The organism is Pseudocitrobacter cyperus (genome assembly GCF_039889165.1).
GTDB classification, from domain to species: Bacteria; Pseudomonadota; Gammaproteobacteria; order Enterobacterales; family Enterobacteriaceae; genus Pseudocitrobacter; species Pseudocitrobacter cyperus.
Genome location: NZ_JAYMYY010000006.1, coordinates 49663 through 71127, shown reverse-complemented (window position 1 = coordinate 71127; position 21465 = coordinate 49663). Strand labels below are relative to the sequence as shown.

20 protein-coding genes are annotated in these 21465 nt (G+C 54.4%); 3 read left to right on the top strand and 17 right to left on the bottom strand.

Annotated features, from left to right (window positions below; genetic code table 11):
- Positions 1-18: 18 nt before the first annotated feature.
- Positions 19-993, top strand: a complete 975-nt coding sequence (locus tag VSR74_RS18145; protein ID WP_347796014.1) for a tetratricopeptide repeat protein — start codon at positions 19-21, stop codon at positions 991-993.
- A 799-nt stretch (positions 994-1792) separates the two neighbouring features.
- Here the strand turns inward: VSR74_RS18145 and sseB are convergent.
- The 11 genes from sseB to trmJ form a co-directional block, all read right to left on the bottom strand.
- Entirely contained in the window at positions 1793-2569 is a 777-nt protein-coding gene (gene sseB / locus VSR74_RS18140; RefSeq protein ID WP_347796013.1) for an enhanced serine sensitivity protein SseB, read from the bottom strand.
- A gap of 118 nt (positions 2570-2687) precedes the next feature.
- Positions 2688-3974, bottom strand: coding sequence for an aminopeptidase PepB (pepB, locus tag VSR74_RS18135; protein ID WP_347796012.1), 1287 nt, complete (start codon positions 3972-3974; stop codon positions 2688-2690).
- A 53-nt stretch (positions 3975-4027) separates the two neighbouring features.
- A complete protein-coding gene (gene iscX / locus VSR74_RS18130) occupies positions 4028-4228 on the bottom strand; it encodes a Fe-S cluster assembly protein IscX (RefSeq protein ID WP_015963428.1) in 201 nt (66 codons plus the stop codon).
- An 11-nt stretch (positions 4229-4239) separates the two neighbouring features.
- Positions 4240-4575, bottom strand: coding sequence for an ISC system 2Fe-2S type ferredoxin (gene fdx, locus VSR74_RS18125; RefSeq protein ID WP_347796011.1), 336 nt, complete (start codon positions 4573-4575; stop codon positions 4240-4242).
- Between the two features lies 1 nt (position 4576).
- Complete coding sequence (hscA, locus tag VSR74_RS18120) at positions 4577-6427, bottom strand: Fe-S protein assembly chaperone HscA (RefSeq protein ID WP_347796010.1); 1851 nt, start codon at positions 6425-6427, stop codon at positions 4577-4579.
- Between the two features lie 15 nt (positions 6428-6442).
- A complete protein-coding gene (gene hscB / locus VSR74_RS18115; RefSeq protein WP_347796009.1) occupies positions 6443-6958 on the bottom strand; it encodes a co-chaperone HscB in 516 nt (171 codons plus the stop codon).
- 69 nt (positions 6959-7027) lie between these two features.
- Positions 7028-7351, bottom strand: coding sequence for an iron-sulfur cluster assembly protein IscA (iscA, locus tag VSR74_RS18110; protein ID WP_004104506.1), 324 nt, complete (start codon positions 7349-7351; stop codon positions 7028-7030).
- 16 nt (positions 7352-7367) lie between these two features.
- Positions 7368-7754, bottom strand: a complete 387-nt coding sequence (gene iscU / locus VSR74_RS18105) for a Fe-S cluster assembly scaffold IscU (RefSeq protein ID WP_004866383.1) — start codon at positions 7752-7754, stop codon at positions 7368-7370.
- Between the two features lie 24 nt (positions 7755-7778).
- The gene (gene iscS, locus VSR74_RS18100; RefSeq protein WP_015963424.1) at positions 7779-8993 is read right to left on the bottom strand and encodes a cysteine desulfurase; all 1215 of its coding nucleotides are present in this window, start codon (positions 8991-8993) and stop codon (positions 7779-7781) included.
- A 135-nt stretch (positions 8994-9128) separates the two neighbouring features.
- Entirely contained in the window at positions 9129-9620 is a 492-nt protein-coding gene (iscR, locus tag VSR74_RS18095; protein ID WP_347796008.1) for a Fe-S cluster assembly transcriptional regulator IscR, read from the bottom strand.
- 241 nt (positions 9621-9861) lie between these two features.
- A complete protein-coding gene (gene trmJ, locus VSR74_RS18090) occupies positions 9862-10593 on the bottom strand; it encodes a tRNA (cytosine(32)/uridine(32)-2'-O)-methyltransferase TrmJ (RefSeq protein ID WP_347796007.1) in 732 nt (243 codons plus the stop codon).
- A 121-nt stretch (positions 10594-10714) separates the two neighbouring features.
- On the opposite strand from trmJ, the gene suhB reads away from it, so the two are divergent.
- Positions 10715-11518 carry an inositol-1-monophosphatase gene (gene suhB, locus VSR74_RS18085; RefSeq protein ID WP_108473385.1) on the top strand — a complete coding sequence of 268 codons (804 nt, stop codon included), beginning with the start codon at positions 10715-10717 and terminating at the stop codon, positions 11516-11518.
- An 81-nt stretch (positions 11519-11599) separates the two neighbouring features.
- On the opposite strand, the gene VSR74_RS18080 is transcribed toward suhB, so the two are convergent.
- Both VSR74_RS18080 and VSR74_RS18075 read right to left on the bottom strand, forming a co-directional pair.
- A complete protein-coding gene (locus VSR74_RS18080; RefSeq protein ID WP_347796006.1) occupies positions 11600-12580 on the bottom strand; it encodes a nickel/cobalt transporter in 981 nt (326 codons plus the stop codon).
- Positions 12571-13209 carry a DUF1007 family protein gene (locus tag VSR74_RS18075; RefSeq protein ID WP_347796005.1) on the bottom strand — a complete coding sequence of 213 codons (639 nt, stop codon included), beginning with the start codon at positions 13207-13209 and terminating at the stop codon, positions 12571-12573. Before VSR74_RS18075 ends, VSR74_RS18080 begins: the two co-directional genes overlap by 10 nt.
- 122 nt (positions 13210-13331) lie before the next feature.
- Here VSR74_RS18075 and csiE point away from each other — a divergent pair, with 122 nt between their 5' ends.
- Positions 13332-14609: a stationary phase inducible protein CsiE gene (gene csiE, locus VSR74_RS18070; protein WP_347796004.1), complete on the top strand. Its 1278-nt coding sequence runs from the start codon at positions 13332-13334 to the stop codon at positions 14607-14609.
- On the opposite strand, the gene VSR74_RS18065 is transcribed toward csiE, so the two are convergent.
- The 4 genes from VSR74_RS18065 to VSR74_RS18050 form a co-directional block, all read right to left on the bottom strand.
- Positions 14606-15742 (bottom strand): 3-phenylpropionate MFS transporter, encoded by a 1137-nt coding sequence (locus tag VSR74_RS18065; protein WP_347796003.1) that lies wholly within the window; start codon positions 15740-15742, stop codon positions 14606-14608. The two genes, csiE and VSR74_RS18065, sit on opposite strands and share 4 nt — an antisense overlap.
- 73 nt (positions 15743-15815) lie before the next feature.
- Complete coding sequence (locus VSR74_RS18060) at positions 15816-16649, bottom strand: aldose 1-epimerase (protein WP_347796002.1); 834 nt, start codon at positions 16647-16649, stop codon at positions 15816-15818.
- On the bottom strand, positions 16649-18088 hold the full coding sequence (locus VSR74_RS18055) for a sugar porter family MFS transporter (protein WP_347796001.1): 1440 nt from the start codon (positions 18086-18088) through the stop codon (positions 16649-16651). Before VSR74_RS18055 ends, VSR74_RS18060 begins: the two co-directional genes overlap by 1 nt.
- A gap of 70 nt (positions 18089-18158) precedes the next feature.
- Positions 18159-21425 carry a DUF5107 domain-containing protein gene (locus tag VSR74_RS18050; RefSeq protein ID WP_347796000.1) on the bottom strand — a complete coding sequence of 1089 codons (3267 nt, stop codon included), beginning with the start codon at positions 21423-21425 and terminating at the stop codon, positions 18159-18161.
- Positions 21426-21465: the final 40 nt, after the last annotated feature.

The following is a 21465-nucleotide window of genomic DNA, read 5'->3' as shown; positions in this document are numbered from 1 at the left end:
TAATTATAAGGAAATAATATGAAATGTTTAACATTTCGTCATCTGCTTTCTATATTCTTTATCGCTACAACCTTTTTATTTAGTACCTTTCAGTGTTATGCCAATGATTATGATAAACTTTTTAAAACAAAAATCGAACCGCTAAAAGAAAAAGCAAAACAAGGTGATATTGACGCCTTGAATCGTTTAGCCTGGCGTTACCGCGCCATTATTAGCACCAGTGGCGACAATATTAAATACGACAGCCCCGTAGCAAAAGATGCATTTAGCTTCATTATGTCTCATTACAAGGAAGGTAACGCGAAATTAGAATATGAAATCTCTGGGTATTATAAAGAAGGGATTGGTGTTGACAAAAACATCTCAGAGGCAGAACGTTGGATTGAGAAATCAGCTCAACATAACTATGCAGAGGCTCAATATATTATTGCCAGAAAATATCTGGACGGCAATGATAATCAAAATGCATTAATCTGGTTAAAAAAGGCCGTCGATCAGGGTTATGATCCCGCTGAAGATAAACTGGCGGAGATGTACCACGCTGGTACAGGAGTCGACAAGGACTGCCTGATGGCCGTTAAGCTGTACCTGAAATCGGCGACTTCTAAAGCGCAACGAGGTGTTGGAAAGATTCAAAACGATCCAACCTGTCAAAGCGCATTACAAACCCCGGAAGCCAAACGCATACTCGCCCCTTCGCCTGACCTTGCCAATCCTACAGATGCCGCTGAACAAACTGCATTTGGCGCTTCGTATGATGATGGCGGTAATAAACATATCGATTACGTGAAGGCAAAATTTTGGTACGAAAAAGCAGCGGCTCAGGACTATACCGATGCAATCCGCAAACTGGCTTTTATGTATGAAAAGGGTAAAGGCATGGAGCCTGATTACCAAAAGGCATACGAACTGTATAAACGTTCGGCAGCGCAAGGAGATGGTGCCTCGCAATATATGGTTGAGGCCATGACTCCTCATATGAAGAAGAAATAATGATTTCTGTAGCAATAAATAGGGTTAATCCATCACAATATTCATATTGCAGATCAATTGAATATGTCGGGTGGCGATAGCGTCCACCCGTGTGAAATTTTTGAATATTTTTTTATCAAACTCACCTGTTTTTACCCAAACGATTAGAACTAATCAAACAAATTACTCGTAACTGAATGGAAAAACCGCCGTACTGCAGATGAAGCGCGTGATAAGGCGCTGCTGGATTTGGAATCACTTCATGAACAGCTATACGCTAAGCTGGCAGAACCTGGCGACTGAATAAATTTTTTGTTGTACGGCCTCGTCTGTAACAGCAATAAAAAAACCGCCCATAAAAAGGCGGTTTTTTATTGCTGGTCCGGTTCGCGGCCTTTCCAGCGGGTTGTGTTGCAAAAGCAACGCAGGTACTCCCCAGCGATGAAATAATCCGTTTTCAGAGCGCCGAAGTCAAGTCCACTTATGGATTAACCTTGCAAAAAGAGGGTACTATTTAAACGGCCCTTTCCGCCGTCTCGCAAACGGGCGCTGGCTTAAGGGAAGGACATTCCGTGGCCGTATGCGCAGGTACCCCCAGTACTTGCTATCGCGTCATTATCGCCAGTGGTGTTGCCGTGATGCGGTCTTTGCATGGACCGCGCAATGAAACGATACGTTTGTATCGTGCTTATTGTAACCAGCGCGTTGTTTGCTCACGTTAACGAAGACTGGAATCTTTCAGACTACGCTTTTCGCGACGCAATCAACGTAATGGGCAGGTAAGCCTGGATGCCGCCCTGCGGGGCGGCCTTCCTCAAACTTAAATAATCCGGTTCTGTTTAAAATCGCGCAGAAAACCGCCCCAGCGGCGTTCGTAGAACGGGGTGATATGCTCGGTAATAAAGTGGCTGATGCCCTTCTCACCTTTCACCACCTGACAGATATCAATCGGTTCATCGCCCGGCAGGGTATCGGTCGCCACGCTGCCTGCGGCGTGAATAATCTCTTCAATATCCCCATCGGCTTCAATGCCAATCAGCAGGTTCGCCTCGCCTTCTGCGCTCTCTTTGATTGAACAGATAAACGCCCGTTTCACCGGTTTGAAGGTTTTAAACAGCGTGGTGAGCGAGTCCACCATCTGCGCGGGCGGCTCCGCCACTTCGGAGAGAATCAGCGATTCACCGCCTTGCAGAATTTCCTGGGTACTGAGCGGTTTTCCCTCTTCGCCGATCAGATGGCTGATTTCGCGCGGGGTGAACTCTTTCCCGGTCGGCAGTTTGGCATTGAGGAACAACGTTTCACCGAGCGTCATTTCAAACAGCGTGCGAACGGGCATTACCACGAACGCCTGTTCCTCTTCCACAGCCTGCTGCAAGGCTTCCAGAGAAGTGAAAAACGGAATGACGGAGGTGCCGTCCTCCTTTTCCCAATGCTGTAAATCGAGCGCGCTGTCTTCCACAATTTGCTCGCCTTCCGCCGCCGTGCCGGGCACCCACACGGTGGCTCCCAGCAGCGTGCGAAAGAACGCCGGGCGATGCGCAGGCTCGGTCGCCGCCTGTTCAAGCAGGGTTTCTAATTCGTTTTTGGTTTCGGACATAGTGGGTTCCAGAATGTCGGTTCCCCTCACCCCGTCCCTCTCCCACAGGGAGAGGGCGAAAACCGCACAGAACAGTCCCCTCTCCCTTTGGGAGAGGGTTAGGGTGAGGGGTAACAATTTATTCAGCAGTCAGCAGATTCGCAATCGTGCGCACGCCCAGCCCGGTCGCACCGGCTGCCCACTGCTCTACCGCGCCTTTACGATAGGTTGCGGAACAGTCGATGTGCAACCAGCCTTCGTGATAGTTTTCAACGAAGTGAGACAGGAAGCCCGCCGCGGTGCTTGCACCCGCCGGATAGGTGGCGTTTGCGGTGTTGTTCAGCTCGGCAAAGTTAGACGGCAACTGGTTGCGATGGAACTCAGCCAGCGGCAGACGCCAGAACGGTTCGTTTTCCGCTGCCGCGCTCGCCATCAGGCGATTCACCAGGCCATCATCAAAACTAAGCAGGGCATGGTAGTCATTGCCCAATGCCGTTTTCGCCGCCCCGGTCAGGGTCGCCGCATCGATGATCAGCTCCGGCTTCTGCGCAGAGGCATCAATCAGACCATCGGCCAGCACCAGGCGCCCTTCCGCATCGGTGTTCATCACTTCGACATTTTTACCGTTGCGATAGTGAATGATATCGCCCAGTTTGAACGCGTTACCGCTCACCATATTGTCAGCGCAGCACAGGTACAGTTTCACACGTTTGTTCAGACCGCGGGTGATAGCAAACGCCAGCGCGCCCGTTACCATTGCCGCGCCGCCCATGTCGGACTTCATCGAGTCCATGAACGCGCTCTGTTTCAGGCTATAACCGCCGGAATCAAAAGTGATGCCTTTGCCGACCAGGCAGGCATAAACCGGAGCTTCTTTATCGCCCGTCGGGTTGTAGTCCAGCGCCAGCAGCACGGGCGCACGTTCTGAACCACGGCCAACGGTGTGAATGCCCATATAGTTCTGCTCGCGCAGGTCTTCACCTTTGGTGATGCGATAAGAGACCTGATCGCAGGCCACGCTGCACAGCAGATCCACCGCACGTTGCGCCAGTTGTGATGGGCCGACTTCTTCCGCCGGGGCATTGATGGTGTCGCGCACCCAGTCGATGATGGTCAGGCGGTTATCCAGTTCCTGGCGCTGTGCGTCATCCAGTTCCGGCCATTCCACTTTACGTGTGCCCTTCGGCCCTTTATAACCGGCCCAGAAAGCCCACGCGCTGTCGGCACTCCAGCCTTCTCCGGTCAGCGCCACGTGTTTAATGCCCAGTCCATCAATTTTACGCGCTGCGCGCTGAATCAGGCCGAGGTCGTCTTTTCCGGTCAGGTGCAGGGAGATTCCATTATCGTTGATGCTATAAGTCGCTTTTTCGCCCCAGCGCGCATCGGCAGGCTGTGTAGTAAGCGTAATGTTCATCGCTTCGGTCATTTTATTTATCCTTATTAGTAAACGGGCCGCCCGAAGGCAGCCCGTGATGTGACTTATTCCGCTTCGTCTAACCAGACTAGCAGAATTGCCTCAAGGATTTTTTCATTTGATGCCTGAGGGTCATCATCAAAATCCTCGAGGTCGCAAATCCATTGGTGCAGGTCAGTAAAGCGCACGGTCTTCGGATCGGTATCCGGGAAGGTGTCGTACAGCGCTTCGCCGATTTCACGGCTGTCAGTCCACTTCAGTCCCATACTATCCTCTGTTAATGCTCGCGCGCGTGGTTAATTGTGTAACGCGGAATTTCGACCACCAGATCTTCGTCGGTGACGCGCGCCTGACAGCTCAGGCGGCTATCCGGTTCCAGCCCCCAGGCTTTGTCCAGCATATCGTCTTCGTCTTCGGTGCTTTCCGGCAGGGAGTCGAAACCTTCACGCACGATGCAATGGCAGGTGGTGCAGGCACAGGATTTTTCACAGGCGTGTTCAATCTCGATGCCGCTACGCAGCGCTGCATCCAGAATGGTTTCACCGCTCTCAGCTTCCACAACTACGCCATCCGGACACAGATCCTGATGGGGCAGAAAAACAATCTTTGGCATATTAAACCTCGTCCACGGACTGGCCTTTCAGCGCAGTACGAACAGATTTGTCCATACGGCGAGCGGCAAATTCCTGGGTTTGTTTGTCAACGTTTTTAATGGCTTGTTCTATGGCGTCAGTGTCATTGCCCTGGGCTACCGCGCTCAAATGCGCAGCGGCTTCGTCAATCACCTGACGTTCTGCGGCGCTTAACAGCGCGGCATCGGCGGCCAGCGCACCGGTCAAACTCTCCAGTACGCGTGCTGCTTCTACTTTTTGCTCCGCGAGCATACGGGCTTTGACATCGTGCTCGGCGTAGCTCATGGAATCCTGAATCATGGTGGCGATTTCACCATCGGTCAGACCGTAGGACGGTTTCACCTGAATCGAAGATTCCACCCCGGTGGATTTCTCCATCGCGGTCACGCTTAACAGCCCGTCGGCATCCACCTGGAAGGTGACGCGAATATGCGCCCCGCCCGCCGGGAGCGCAGGAATACCACGCAGTGCAAAGCGCGCCAGCGAACGGCAATCCTGCACCAGTTCGCGCTCGCCCTGCATGACGTGAATCGACATGGCGGTCTGGCCATCTTTGAAGGTGGTGAACTCCTGCGCGCGCGCCACCGGAATAGTGGTGTTACGCGGGATGACTTTCTCCACCAGGCCGCCCATGGTTTCCAGACCGAGCGACAGCGGGATAACGTCCAGCAGCAGCATTTCGCTATCTGGCTTGTTGCCCACCAGAATATCCGCCTGAATCGCCGCGCCAATGGCGACGACTTTATCCGGGTCGATAGAGGTCAGCGGCGTGCGGCCAAAAAATTCACCCACGCGTTCACGCACCAGCGGCACACGCGTTGAACCACCGACCATCACCACTTCCAGCACCTCATCCGCTTCCACGCCCGCATCTTTCAGCGCGCGGCGGCAGGCCATCAGGGTGCGTTTAACCAGCGCTGAAATCAGGTCGTTAAACTGTTCGCGGGTGATGTCGCCTTTCCAGTCTGCAACCTCAACCGTCACGCTCTGAGCATCGCTCAGGGCGATTTTAGCGGCGATGGCGGCATCCAGCAGTTCGCGCTGGACGCGGTTGTCACTGCGATCGGCAATGCCCGCCAGTTCACGAATATGATCGGCCAACAGATGGTCGAAGTCATCGCCGCCGAGCGCAGAATCACCGCCCGTCGCCAGTACTTCAAACACACCGCGGCTTAAGCGCAGAATAGAGATATCAAAGGTACCACCGCCCAGGTCATAGACGGCGATCACGCCTTCCTGACCCGAGTCGAGCCCGTAGGCAATGGCGGCGGCGGTCGGCTCGTTAAGCAGACGCAGCACATGCAGGCCCGCCAGACGCGCCGCGTCTTTGGTGCCCTGACGCTGTGCATCATCAAAATAGGCCGGAACGGTGATCACCACGCCGTCAAGTTCACCGGCCAGCGATTCGGTGGCTCGCGCCGCCAGCGCTTTGAGAATATCGGCGGAGACGCGAATCGGGTTCAGCACACCGGCTTCAGTGACCAGCATCGGCAAGCCATTTTCGCTCTCCAGGAACTGGTACGGCAGATGCGGGTAACGCGTCTGAATGTCGGCCAGCGAGCGGCCCATCAGGCGTTTGACGGAACTGATGGTGTTAGCGGGATCCTGCGCGGCATTGGCGCGCGCGTCATAACCCACGACGTGGCCCTGCGCCTGGTAATGGACAACAGAGGGCAGCAGGTGACGCCCCTGGCTATCGGCCAGGGTTTCCGCCTGACCGCTACGAACCGTCGCAACCAGAGAATTGGTGGTGCCTAAATCGATGCCAACCGCCAGGCGACGCTGATGCGGCGCGGCACTCAGACCAGGCTCACTAATTTGTAATAAGGCCATATTGAGCTTCCGAAATTAATAGTCGAGCAGTTTTTCTTCGAGTTGTTCTGCATGGCTTCGCAGTTTATCGAGAAAACGCAGTTTACGCACGGTATCCGCCGCCGTCTCCCACGCTTCATCGTCTAATTCTTTCACCATCTGCTGATGGCGGGTATCGAACATCGATTTTGCACGTTTGATAAACCCTTCCAGACGCGCTTCATCCTTCGCCTGTTCAATCTCGTCAAGCTCTTCACGCAGTTCCAGTTGTTCCATCAGAAAAGCGGTATCGCGTACCGTGTGCTGCTCGCTGGCTAAATCGAAACCGTGCAGCGACAGCAGATATTCTGCGCGTGGCAGTAGGTGACGCAGCGTTTGCCAGGCCTGGTTGATGGTTGCGGAACGTTGCACAGCGGCCAGTTGTTCGGCGGCGCTTACGCTTGCGAATTTGTCGGGGTGATTCTGACGTTGCAGATCCTGAAAACGGGTCGCAAGGGCCTGAGTATCGACGTGATAGTGGGCGGGTAACCCGAAGAGGCTGAAGTAATCCATAACAATCTCAGGGTAAATAAAACAAAACCCCACCCACAGATGGCCTGCGGTGGGGTTGGTGACGTTCAGTTACACGTTAAAGCTTTCGCCGCAACCGCACTCATCTTTGACGTTCGGGTTGGTGAATTTAAACCCTTCGTTCAGGCCTTCTTTGACGAAGTCCAGTTGAGTGCCGTCGAGGAATTGCAGGCTTTTGCCGTCGATCACCACCTTCACGCCTTTGTCTTCGAACACGGTGTCTTCTGCCGCAGGTTCATCAACAAATTCCAGTACATACGCCATACCCGAGCAGCCGGAAGTTCTCACGCCCAGACGCAGACCAAACCCTTTACCGCGGTTGGCCAGGAAGGTATTGACTCGCGCTGCTGCACTGTCGCTCAATGTAATCGACATAACAAAACCTCAATTCTTATTTTGCTTCACGTTTGCTTTTGTAATCCGCAATGGCGGCTTTAATCGCGTCTTCTGCCAGGATAGAGCAGTGAATTTTCACTGGCGGCAGTTCAAGCTCGTCTGCGATGTCGGTGTTTTTAATCGCCTGCGCTTCGTCCAGAGACTTGCCTTTTACCCATTCGGTAACCAGCGAGCTGGACGCGATGGCGGAACCGCAGCCGTAGGTCTTGAAACGCGCGTCTTCAATGATACCTTCATTGTTGACTTTGATCTGCAACTTCATCACGTCGCCACAGGCCGGCGCGCCAACCATGCCGCTACCCACGCTATCATCGCTGTTGTCGAAAGAGCCGACGTTGCGCGGGTTCTCGTAATGATCAATAACTTTTTCGCTGTATGCCATGATTAAATTCCTCTTATCTACCGATTAGTGATGTGACCATTCGATGCTGTTCAGATCCACGCCCTGTTTGAACATTTCCCACAGCGGAGAAAGGTCGCGCAGACGGCCGATGGAGTTACGAACCAGTTGAATGGTGTAGTCAATCTCTTCTTCGGTAGTAAAACGACCTAAAGAGAAACGGATAGAGCTATGTGCCAGCTCGTCGGTCATACCCAGCGCACGCAGCACGTAGGATGGCTCGAGGCTTGCAGACGTACAGGCGGAACCGGAAGAAACGGCCAGGTCTTTCAGAGCCATAATCAGTGATTCACCTTCAACAAAGTTGAAGCTGACGTTAAGGATGTTCGGTGCGCCCTGCTCGAGGTCGCCGTTCAGGTAAACTTCTTCCATATCCTTCACGCCGTTCCACAGACGGTTACGCAGACCGCGCAGGCGCGCCATCTCAGTTTCCATCTCTTCTTTGGCGATACGGTAAGCTTCGCCCATGCCGACGATCTGGTGAACAGGCAGCGTACCGGAACGCATGCCGCGCTCGTGACCGCCGCCGTGCATCTGCGCTTCGATGCGGATACGCGGTTTACGACGCACGTACAGCGCGCCAATCCCTTTCGGGCCATAGATTTTATGGCCGGAGAATGACATCAGGTCAACTTTGAGCTGGCTCAGGTCGATAGGCAGTTTGCCCACGCTCTGGGTCGCATCAACGTGGTAAACAATACCGCGCGCACGGCACATTTCGCCGATGGTCGCGATATCCTGCACCACGCCGATTTCGTTGTTCACGTGCATGATGGAAACGAGGATGGTGTCATCACGCATCGCCGCTTCAAGCTCTTTCAGGTCAATGATACCGTTGCGCTGAGGGGCAAGGTAGGTGACTTCAAACCCTTCACGCTCAAGCTGACGACAGGTGTCCAGCACGGCTTTGTGTTCGGTTTTGCTGGTAATAATGTGCTTGCCTTTTTTCTGATAAAAGTTGGCTGCACCTTTAATTGCCAGGTTGTCAGATTCGGTTGCACCGGAGGTGAAGACGATTTCGCGGGGATCGGCACCGACCAGATCGGCAATCTGATTACGGGCGATATCTACCGCTTCTTCAGCCTGCCAGCCAAAACGGTGAGAACGGGAGGCCGGGTTACCAAAGGTTCCGTCCAGGGTTAAAAACTGCATCATTTTCTCGGCAACACGCGGGTCCACCGGCGTGGTTGCGGAGTAATCGAGATAAATCGGTAATTTCATTGCTCTTAAACTCCGTACATCGCTTCAATGCAAGGAATCAGGCTATCGGCTGGATGTACGACCGAGGAGACGGAGCGCGGTACGCCCCGGCCTGATTCTGAAATCTCTTTATTATCCGTCGCGCGGATATTTATATTACGCGCGCAGTTTGACGTCGATAGCGTCTTGCGCACGGGTGCTGCGCGTTGTTTCATGGCTGTGCTGGCGACCAGACACATCCAGCACTTCCTGGTTATTCACCAGTTCGCCCAGCGTAATGTTGTTCAGGAAGCCGGTCAGGCGATCGCTCAGGTCGCGCCACAGCGCGTGAGTCAGGCATTTATCGCCACCCTGACAGCCGCCTTTACCCTGGCAACGGGTCGCGTCGACGGATTCGTCAACTGCGCTGATCACTTCGCCAACTGCGATATGGTTGGCTTCTTTACCCAGCAGATAACCGCCGCCTGGCCCGCGAACGCTGGATACCAGACCATTTTTACGCAGACGGGAGAACAGTTGCTCCAGGTAGGAAAGTGAAATTCCCTGTCGTTCTGAAATATCGGCCAACGGCACCGGGCCCGCTTCGGAGTTGAGTGCAACGTCCAGCATCGCGGTCACGGCGTAACGCCCTTTAGATGTCAGTCTCATGTCTTACTTAACCTCAAACTCGCCCCTGCCCGGGGTTTTAATAATTTATGTGGGGGTATTGCATAGCAGGGCCAAGTCTGACATTCCCGACTAAATCAGTCAACTATTTACTTGAGTAAAATAGTCAAGTATTTAACATTCAGTGCGGTCTGATGCCCTCATCCACAGGGAGAGGGTGAACACCGCACTGAACCAGTCCCCTCTCCCTGTGGGAGAGGGTTAGGGTGAGGGGTTTCACCGCTTACTTCTTATTCTGCTGCTCGATCGACGCCAGAATCCCGCGCAGGATGTTCAGTTCCTGGCTTTCCGGGCGCGCACGGGTAAACAAACGACGCAGTTTGTTCATTACCTGCCCCGGATGGTTCTCGCGGATAAAACCGGTACTTAGCAGCGTCTGTTCCAGGTGGCCATAGAAACGCTCCAGGTCATCAACCAGCGGATACGGCGTTTCTTCATGCGCGACTTTTTCTTCGCTGCTTTCCTGCGCCGCCAGCCACGCCATGCGAACCTCATAAGAGATAACCTGCACGGCCATTGCCAGATTCAGCGAGCTGTATTCCGGGTTGGCAGCAATTGCGACGTGATAGTGGCATTTTTGCAGTTCTTCGTTGGTCAGGCCAACGCGTTCGCGGCCAAACACCAGCGCGACTGGCGCGTGTTCTGCTTCCGCCACGCTTTTCAGCCCACATTCGCGTGGGTCAAGCATCGGCCACGGCAGCGTGCGTGAACGCGCGCTGGTGCCGACGACCAGGCTACACCCGGCCAGCGCTTCATCCAGCGTATCGACGATTTGCGCGCTGCCAATCACATCGCTGGCGCCAGCCGCCAGGGCGATAGCCTGCGAGTCAGGTTTAACCAGTGGATTAACCAGCCACAGGTTAGTCAGGCCCATAGTTTTCATTGCACGGGCGACAGAGCCCATATTGCCGGTGTGAGAGGTTTCAACCAGCACAATTCGAATATTTTGCAGCATTGTCTTTCTTCGTTTAAAGATTATTCGGCCATATTATCATAAACCGGAGACAGAGTCCGAATTGGCTGTTATGATGTGCGCCGTTTTTCCCCGTTCTTTAACATCCAGTGAGAGTAACCTGATGCATCCGATGCTGAACATCGCCGTGCGCGCAGCGCGCAAGGCGGGTAACCTGATTGCCAAACATTACGAAACGCCAGATTCTGTTGAAACCAGCCAGAAAGGCAGCAATGATTTCGTGACCAACGTTGATAAAGCGGCTGAAGCCATTATCATCGAAACCATTCGCAAATCTTACCCGCAACACACCATTATCACCGAAGAAAGCGGTGAACATGTTGGCGACGATCTGGATGTTCAATGGGTTATCGATCCACTGGATGGCACCACCAACTTCGTTAAACGTCTGCCGCACTTCGCGGTTTCCATCGCGGTACGCATCAAAGGTCGTACTGAAGTCGCGGTGGTTTACGATCCCATGCGTAACGAACTCTTCACGGCAACCCGCGGCCAGGGCGCACAGCTCAACGGCTACCGTCTGCGTTGCAGCACCGCTCGCGACCTCGACGGCACCATTCTGGCGACCGGCTTCCCGTTCAAAGCGAAACAGCACGCTCCTGCGTACATGAATATCCTCGGCAACCTGTTCACCGAATGCGCGGACTTCCGCCGCACCGGTTCTGCTGCGCTGGATCTGGCCTACGTTGCCGCTGGCCGCGTTGATGGTTTCTTCGAAATCGGCCTGAAGCCGTGGGATTTTGCCGCAGGCGAACTGCTGGCGCGTGAAGCGGGCGCGCTGGTGTGCGACTTCACCGGCGGTCACAACTACATGATGACCGGCAACGTGGTTGCCGGTAACGCTCGCGTGGTGAAAGCGATGCTGGCGAACATGCGCGACCAGTTGAGCGAAGCGCTGAAGCGCTAAGAGACGGCGGTGTCCGGTAGCGCCAGCGTTTACCGGACACGTCATTTGCAGGCCGGATAAGACGAAACCGTCCTCCGGCTTTTAAAACGGCCTCATCCCCCGTCCCACCGGCACCGCACTCATCCACATCACGATTGCCGCGGCTATCAAAAATGCGCCCCCCGCTAATGCCAGCGTCGTCCATCCCACCTGCCGCCATAATACCGGCGCGCGATCTCCGCTCAGGCGTACCGCCAGTTGACGGAAACTGTGCACCAACAGCGCCAGTGACGAGATGGTTAACGAGGTACCGGCCGCCATCGCCAGCGCCGATGCCATTCCCCAGGCAAAGACCCCAATCACTTTACTGAACAACAAAACCATAATCGCACCCGAACAGGGGCGCATTCCCATTGAGAGCACCACCATCAGGCGCGCGCGCCAGTCGTCGCCACTCTGCACCTCGTCAGGATGAGGAAGATGCTTGTGCCCACACCCGCAATGCTCATCATGGACGTGAATCGGTTTAAAGACGGTGAACGTGGGTTTACGCAGCAGGCGTCGCAGCTTTTTCAGCGCCCGCCAGCAGAGCAGTCCTCCCAGTACGCCTACCAGCGCATAACTGGCTTTTTCCAGCCAGAAACCGCTGAGGTGAAGCTGGCGAGCGGGCAATTGCAACAGCGTGAGAACGATAACCACCAGGCCTATCGCCACCAGCCCCTGCAATAATGAAGAGGCCAGCGTCAGGCCAATACTCGATCTCAGTTTTGAAGGATGAGTGGCAAGCCAGGTTGCAATCACCACTTTGCCGTGCCCCGGCCCCAGCGCGTGTAGCACACCGTAGATAAAGCTAAACAGCAGCAGTGAACCGCCCGCCTGCGTCGGATTTTCGGCAACGGCCTTGAGCAACCCGCTCATCTGCTGATTCACATCGCGCTGCCAGATAATACTTTTCATCATCACCTGCGGCCACGCCTGCCACAGCCAGAAACCGGCCAGCATGCTTAGCAGCAAAAACAGCGCCAGCGGCCACAGCGCCAGCCAGCGTCGGGACGGGCGTTTAACCGTGCTAATCACTGACATGAGAGCGTCACCTTCTGCGCAAATTGTTTACCCAATTCCATATCCTCTTCCGGCGCATCCTCTTTATCGAGTGACAAGGCGTAGGACATCATCTCCTCGCTGGGTTTTGGCGTATGCACCGCCAGTTTGCACTCACTTTTCAGGCTGGCGGGTAACACCACATCGCCGTCATTCTCATAGCTCATATCAACGTAATAGGTGGGATCAAAGGTCGAGAAAGAATAGGTCTGCCCTGCCAGCGGCTGCGGCGTTGCCAGCGGCAGGGTGAACGTCAGCACCGCCTGATGCCCTTCACGCGAAAGCCCGTAATGGGTTGGCAGGTTCTCAAACTTCACCTTTTGACCGTCATGCCAGACCTCGGTGAAATAGTGCTGACCCAGTACGTTCGCCATCACCTCCGCCGCCAGTTTTTTCCACACCTCATCACCCGGTTTGGCTTTTCCGGCGTCATACAACAGGTCTGCTGATGTTAATTCATCCATCACCCAGCGCATTTTCAGACCGCTCATCTGCCCATCCTGCGCCACCACTTCCGTGCTCAGAGTAATGAAGCTGTGTGGATGCGATTGCGCGCTAAACGATAAAACCGCGAAAAATACCAGACTTACGCATTGTTTCACTCTCTTCATCCGTTCCTCAGTGAAAAATTCTGTGACCGACGCCGATATTCCTTACGTAAAGAGGCTAAGTGCGACTACGAAAGGCTACCCTTTAGCTATTCTTATCAAAAACGCAAACTGGAATCTTTCAGATGATGACGCTTATGGAACCTCCATCTGTGCTTTCCAGTCCACAGCGCCGCTGCCAGGTGCTGCTGATGTTCTATCTCCCCGACCACAGTATCACGCCCGAATATATAGGCGAGGTGAATGGTGTCGATGCAGAAACTGCACGGCAAGATATAGCCGAGACGGGAGATGAGATCCAGCGTTACCATCGTCTGGCGATTGCCAGCGTAGCGGACGGCAGCTATCGGATTGAAGGCACCACGCTCGATTTACGTCTGTGCTTGCTGCACTGGCTGCGGCGCGCCTTCCGCCTGTGCCCGCATTTTGTCACGCACCATTTTACCCCAGCGCTCAAAACGCAGCTTAAACAACAGGGTATTGCCCGCACGCTGTATGACGACACCAATTTACAAGCGCTGGTTAACCGCTGCGGACGTAGCCTGCAACGTCAGTTCGAGAGCCGTGACACCCAATTTTTACGCCTCTATCTGCAATATTGCCTGCTTCAGCACCATCAGGGAGAGAGCCCGACCTTCAACTCCCTGCAAAGCACCTGGACCCGCACCACGCAAGAGTTTCAGGTGGCGGCGGAAATCGTCCGCCACTGGCAGAGGCGTATCAATCGCCAGCCTCACTGCAGCGAGCAGCAGTTTCTCGCGCTACTGTTTATGCTGATGCGCACGCCTAACCCGGTTTACGATGGACATGCCCAGGACAGGCAACTGCATCTGGCTATTGACCAGCTCATTGACCGTTTTCAGCAGCTTGCCGGGCGACAGCTTGGCGATGAACAGAGCCTGCGCGACCAGCTCTACATCCACCTGGCACAGGCGCTTAATCGCTGCATCTTCGGAATCGGCATAGATACTCATCTTACCGAAGAGATCCACCGCCTCTATCCGCGATTGATGCGCACCACCCGCGAAGCGCTGGCCGATTTTGAAACGCGCTATACCCTGCAATTCAGCCACGAAGAGGCGGCGCTAATTGCCATTATTTTTGGCGCCGGGTTAATGCAGGAGGGCGAGTTACATGAAAAAGAAGTGGTACTGCTAACGGGTGATAATCCGGCGCTGGAACAGGAGATAGAACAGCAGCTACGCGAACTGACCTTACTACCGCTTAACGTGAAATATCTGGCGGCGCGCACCTTCCAGAAAGAGGGCGCGCCGAAAAGCGTAAGTCTGGTGGTCTCGCCGTATGCGACCGCCCTGCCGCTGTTTTCACCGCCGTTGATCCACGCTGACAGGCCGCTGAGTGACCACCAGCGGCAGCACATCAGCAAGATCCTCGACGTTTAAGCCGCGACCGCTTTCGGGCGCAGAATTAACGCAGGAAGGGCGACCAGCGCCATCACCCAGAAAACGCCCTGATGGAGATGTTGATAGAGGAAACCGGCGAAAACCGTCATCACGGCGATACTGCCGCCCATCGCTACGGCAGAGTAAACCGCCTGCAGGCGAATCACTTCGCTCCCCTGACGCGCGGCAATATAGCGCATGGCCGCCAGATGGCAGACGGTGAAAGTACCGCAGTGCAGGATCTGCGCAACGATAAGCCACGGTAATGCCGTAGTCCAGCCCATGATCCCCCAGCGGATCACGCCGCACACCGCCGACAGTAGCAGGAGGTCTCGCGCGCTGAAGCGGCGGAACACTTTTTTACTGAGGGCGAAAATCACCACTTCCGCCACCACGCCAAGCGACCAGAGATACCCCACCGCTGACGCCGAATAGCCCGCACCCTGCCAGTAAATCGCGCTAAAACCGTAGTAGGCCGCATGTGCGCCCTGCAACAGACATACACAGGCGAGGAAGCGCCAACTCTGCGTCACAAGGGAGCGCCAGGCCGGCCAGCCCGCCGCTTCCTGATGGCGAGATTCGCCCTGCGGCATCACGCTCGGTCGTAACAGCATGCCGAGCAGCATGGAGGCAATCCCTAAACTCAGCAGCACCAGAATGGCGCGGTAATCAAATAAACTGACCAGTTTCCCGGTGAGCGCCGAGCCAATAACAAAGGCAATTGAGCCCCACAACCGCACCCGGCCATAATCCATGGTGATTTGCTTTTGCCAGGTATTGGCGAGCGCATCGGTCAGCGGCACCAGCGGCGAGAAAAACAGGTTAAAGCCAATCATCACCACCATCAGCCAGGCGACGTGGCTACCTGCCCAGAAGGCCATCACAAACAGCAACGTGAACAACGCCAGAATGCGCAGAACACGAATCAAACGAGAGGGGTCGCTCACGCGTGGCGCAATCAGCAGGCTACCGAGAAAACGCGCCACCAGGCCAGCCCCCAGCAGAATACCAATGGTTTCCGGCGTCAGCCCTGCGCCCTTTAGCCAGACGCTCCAGAATGGCAGAAAAATACCGTAGCTAAAAAAGTAGGTGAAATAACTGAGCGCCAGCCAACGCGTTGAGTGCAAGACCATGATTTCCTCCAGAATGGAGGTGACAGTCTGGCGGTAAAAACGGGCTGGCGCAACCGCTAAAAAATCGCTGTTATTATCCCTTTTCCACCACAATTTTTAGAGAAAAATGCAACCGATCGCCCTGGCCTAAAACCTGTAAACCCGGCTGCCCGGGCAGGTTATGTGCGTTAACAGGATGGGTTTGCGGTTCAAGACAAAGAAACGCGCCACCCGACATTCTGAACGCCATGAGGTAAGGGGTTTGCGCGAGAAGCGTGACCCTCATCACATCATTTTCGATGACCGCACACCCATTCCAGCCCGAATATCCCATATTGAGCCAGGCATCTTCACCATACTGTGCGCTGGAAAAATCCGCCGCATTCGGAATAGACGACTGCCAGGCCAGTGGCAAATGAGATTCTCCCTCTGGCCAGCAGCCGCTGGCATAGAACTGCGCACGGCACTGACTTGTAAAATAGAACCATGGATGAAACCCGCAACCATAAAGCATTGGCTGCGTGCCTCGATGCATAACGGTTAACTCCGCATTCAGCGTGCCATCTGTAAGTTTGTACTCAAGCGTCGCCTCGTAGTCGTAACCACAACGCAACTGGCTATATAGTTGCAGCGTACAGCGCTCCGGGGCCACCGCCATCACCCGCCATTTATTTAACCAGCCATCGCCATGCAGAAAAAAAGTGTCATCTGACTCGTGGTTCGGTAACACAATTTCACGTTCATTGAACCTGAAGCGATTGCCCGCAACACGGTTAGCCAGAGGCAGCATCGGAAAAAGCGCAACCTCCCCTGCCGGTGCCTGTAATACAGGCCGTTGAAAACGTAACGATTCCAGGCCCAGCAACGCCCCACCTTGCGGCGATATGCGCATCCGTAAATGCGCGTTTTCCAGCAGCAGGCTTTCCATTAGTGGGCCTGATGCGTATTGGCGACTGTCGGGGATTTACCGTGCTTCGCCGCGAGCTGTTCTTCCAGTGCCTCTAGTGTAACGCCTTTTGTTTCAGGAACATGACGCAAGATATAAAGGTATCCGAATGCGCAAATCACACCATACAGCAAGAAACTTCCCGCCGCACCCAAACCGGCGTTGAGGAGCGGGAAAGTATAGGTCAGCAAGAAACAGGCAATCCAAAGCGCAAGCGTACCGAGTGACATTGCCAGGCCGCGCACGCGATTAGGGAATATCTCTGACAGTAAAACCCAGGTTACAGGCGCAAGCGTCAACGCATAAATTGCGATAGCCGCCAGAACCAGTACCAATACCGGCCAGCCCATAATCCCCGCAGCATAAGCACCAGCAATTAACACGTAGATAATCGTCAGTCCTGACGCGCCAAGCAGCATCAATTTACGACGCCCCAGTTTATCGACCAGCGGTAGCGCGGCGACAGTGAAAACAAGGTTGATTAGGCCCGTTGCCACAATGGATTTCAGAGTGCCGTTAATATCGAACCCGGCGGAAGCAAAGATCTCCTGGGCATAGTTGAAAATAACATTAATACCGCACCACTGCTGAAAGATAGCCAACACCATGCCAATAATCACAATAGGTTTGATTTGCGGTTGAAGCAGCGTCGACCACGCGACTTTATGGTTATCTTTTGCAAGGGTATGTTCAATATCGGCCAGTGTCTGCTCTGCATAGTCGCGTGAACCAATACGTTCCAGCATTTGTCGCGCCTTCTCTCGCTTTCCGGCTTTCATGAGCCAGCGTGGAGATTCCGGGACAAAAAACATCAGTACCAGAAACGCCAGCGCAGGCACCAGTTCAGCACCAAACATCCAGCGCCAGCCAGTCTGGCCGTTCCAGCTCTGAGCGATCGCTTCCATGGTGACGCCCGGCTCAACAGGTTTAGCAATCATCAGGTTGATCAACTGCGCACCTAACACACCGATCACGATCGTTAGTTGGTTTATAGCCACAAATCGCCCGCGTTTTTCCGCCGGGCTAACTTCTGCGATATAGAGAGGACTAATGGCGGAAGCGAGGCCAATACCAACCCCGCCGACAATACGGTAAATCACAAACATGTCGAAGTTGCTTGCCACTGCCGTGCCCCAGGCAGAGGCGCTGAACAGAATCGCCGCCAGAATAAGCGGCAGCTTGCGGCCAAATTTATCCGCACACCAGCCCGATACCAGCGCACCAAAAATACAGCCTACCAGCGCCGAACTCATCGCCCAACCGGAGAGCGCTGGATCGGCGATGGAAAACCAGGCCTCATAGAATGGTTTCGCCCCGCCGATGACCACCCAGTCATAACCAAAAAGCAATCCACCACAGGCGGCCACCAGACATATCATCCAGACATAACCCATTTTCAAATTTTTCTGCGCGTTATTCATATTGATTCCTCTTTAAGGGAAACGCAGGGAACAGGAGGTTTCCGGCGACAAAGCAGTCGCCGGGAGTACATCAGTCAAAAATTCTGCTTTGCATAACATGGCGAAGCAGATGTGCTTTATCGTGGGAAGGATTCTGCCGCAGCAGCGCATCGAGACTCGCCTCACAGGCACGCGTCTCGCCCAGGCCCAACTGCCCTAAGGCGGTGATAAACAGGCAATGTTGGCGATGTTTGGCATCCGCGGGCGTGTCGAGCACAACCAGGTCCGGCTGCGATACCGCAAAGAAATCAGCTTCCGGCGGCGTTTCAGACTGGTTTTCTACCCATGCAAGGAAGCTTTGGAAGTGTTTATCGGCCTGCGCATTATCACCTAATGCACGCAGCGCCATCCCCTGCCAGAAGAGATAGTCAACCGGCTGATCGTTGTAGTAACGTCCGGCATCAAGCGTATTACCGCCCAGCGTCGCACGCTGGAAGCATTGTGTAGCCTGTTGTCTGTCATGTTGACGTGCTGCACAGCATCCCAGCAGATACCAAATATCGTTGTCCGTTTGACCCGGAAGACGTCCTTCACCAAGGTTCTCTGGATATTGCAGTGCCTGACGCAGCAGTTTGGTGGCTGACGTCAACTCGTTGGCGCAGAGGCTCTCCAGTGCACGATGCATTTGATTGAGCAAATACTGTCCGGTCACTCTGCCTTCCCCCCCCTCCCAGGGATGGAAGACGCGTTCACGCAGAACATTTGCCGCCGCGGAATAGTTACCTTGCGCATGCCAGAGACTGAGCAACTCAGCGGTCAAATCGTCGCGTTTCAGTGCAACCTGAACGTTGTCCTCAAGCGCTTGCAAACGCGCCGCTGCCGACGTGGACGTTAATTTTTTGAGGTAATCGAGTTCAAACAGGAAGCGGGCATTCTCAGGCGCCAGCGTTACGGCCTGTTGCAAATGCGCATACGCCGCCTGTCCATCATGCTGTTTGTTCCACGCATATATTCCCAGCAAGCGATGCACAGCAGCGTTATTCGGCTCCTGCTCCAGCGTACTGCGCCAGCAACTTACCGCATCGTCGTAGCGACGTTTGCTGTACCAGAAGCACCCCAGCAAATAACGAGCGAAGGCAAACGCCTGCAATGTTTGCAGCATCTGGACTTCATCCAGAGTGTTTGGAAAACGGACCCGATGGCCGAGAGACGCACGGGCGCGTTCGATAAACGGCGTAGGATCGTCGCTCAGTGAGGCTTGCCACATCAGTGGCAACGTCTCCTGGCTATCAAGCAGGTTCAAAAGCGACCGGGTCTGTTCTTTCAGCCCCATCGACATCAGCCAGCCAGCAAGCTCACAGGCGTTGGTCCCCCGTCTCCCTGTAATGGCTATCAATGCATCTGCCGATTCAGCCGTTTTTTCTATCGCCCAGCGCGCGTAGTGAAGCACATAGCTCAGCGGATAATCCTTCAACCGTGCCGTGATAAATGACAGCGCCTGAGCCTCGCGCCCCAGTTCAGCCAGCGCCAGTGCTTTGAGCCCCATTGCCAGGTTATTACTGGCGTTAAAGCTCAAGCTGCGTTCGACTTTCTCCAGAGCCAATGCCACATCGCCGCGCTTCATTGCCAGGCGAGCCAGCGACCAGTACGCCGCATCACGGCAGTCGCCGCTCCAGCTCGCTTTGTAGTAGTGACCCCAGGCCGTAGCGTCATTGCCCATTCTTTCCAGCGCTGCCGCCAGCAACATACTGGCCTCACCATTACGCGGATTTTTGTTCCAGCGATGCGCCCGTTTCAACGCGGCCTCTGCGCAGGATTTTGCCTTCGCCCAGTCGGCACGATTTAGTGCCAGCGTCCCCAGAGCAACATTATTACGATAATCGTCAGGGTCGATACCCAGCGCTCGCTGATAGTACTCTTCAGCGTATCGGCTGGCGTGGTTGTACTGTTCAAGATGCTGGCCAATAAAATAAAGCTCATCGCTATTGCTTAACGCATCTGGTCGGGCAGGTGCCGTCGCGGCAGCCGGAAGCGGTGTTTCCTGCGGAATATGCTCCTCGTAATTCAGTAATTCTCTGCCAGACTCATCAATCATACGCATCGTCAGACGTTGATAATCACAATCCGTCAGAGTGGTCTGCCAGCTCTCACCGGGTTTTAACGTAACGCGTTGTTCATACAGCGGTTTACCATCCTCAGTTACCGTTACCTGCACCGCATTCAGCGGAGCAATCGCGTATACGCCAATAGCCAGTTGCCCGTTTTCACGCAGTAGTTTCATGGCAAGTTGCGTGCTGGCATTCTGTATCATTCCCAGTTCGCTGTAGGGCAGGAAGTTCTGCACAAAGACTTTTTCTTCGTACGGAGCAAGCCAGGTAAAATCGGGCTGGTTATCGGTGAAGACACCGGTCATCAGCTCAATATAGGGGCCATTTTCATCTGTCAGATTACGATCCCAGGCGGTACCAAAATCATCGTAGCCCCAGGTCCACTGTTTTTTGCCTGGCGAGATGTGATGATCCGCAACATGGAGAAGGCCACCACGCTCACCATGATGCCAGGCACCGACGAAGTCGTAATCTGATTTCTCCGCCATGTAGGAGGTCGGCACCGGCACATTTTTATAACGAGAAATGTCGACGCCTGCAGAGTAATCCACCTTATAGTAAGTACCTGTAGCAATCGGGAACGCGGAAACATCGCGCTTGCCGTGATCGAAAACCGCCGTCACATCCGGGGGGAAAACGCTCTGGTGATCGTCGCCGCCTTTCACGGCTGGGTTGGCCCACCACAGGAAATGGCGCGGTGTGGCGTTACCGTTAAACACTTTGCCGGTGATCTCAATCAGCGCGCGGTCCGGATAGAGCGTAAATCCGGTCATAACCTGCAAGCCGCGCATCGGTTCAACCTCACCCATCCAAACGGTTTGCTCGCCGTTCTCACCGGACTGAATGGTAAAATCCACGGGCATAAAAGTGGTGGGACGATGGTGCTGAGGCCAGTTAAATTCGATACCGCCGGAAATCCACGGACCTAATAGCCCCACCAGCGCTGGCTTCACCACTTCGTTGTAATAGACAAAATCACGCTGCTGCACTTTATCCCAGGCGCGATGAATACGTCCGCCCAGTTCAGGCAACAGCATAATGCGAATGAAGTCGTTCTCCATCCACACCGCCTGATAATCGCGCATCTCGCGCTTGCCGGTCAGCGTATCAATGACGCCATAAGGGTAAACAGCGCCAGAGGAACCTTGATAGACCCGCTTTTCAAGGAACATCGGGTTAGGATCTTCTTCACCCACCGTCCACGTTGGCATTGAGAGGGTCTCTTTCCACACCTTAACTGAACCGTACATGTGCTCTCCACTAAATAAATTGAAGTTAAATAAGCGACAT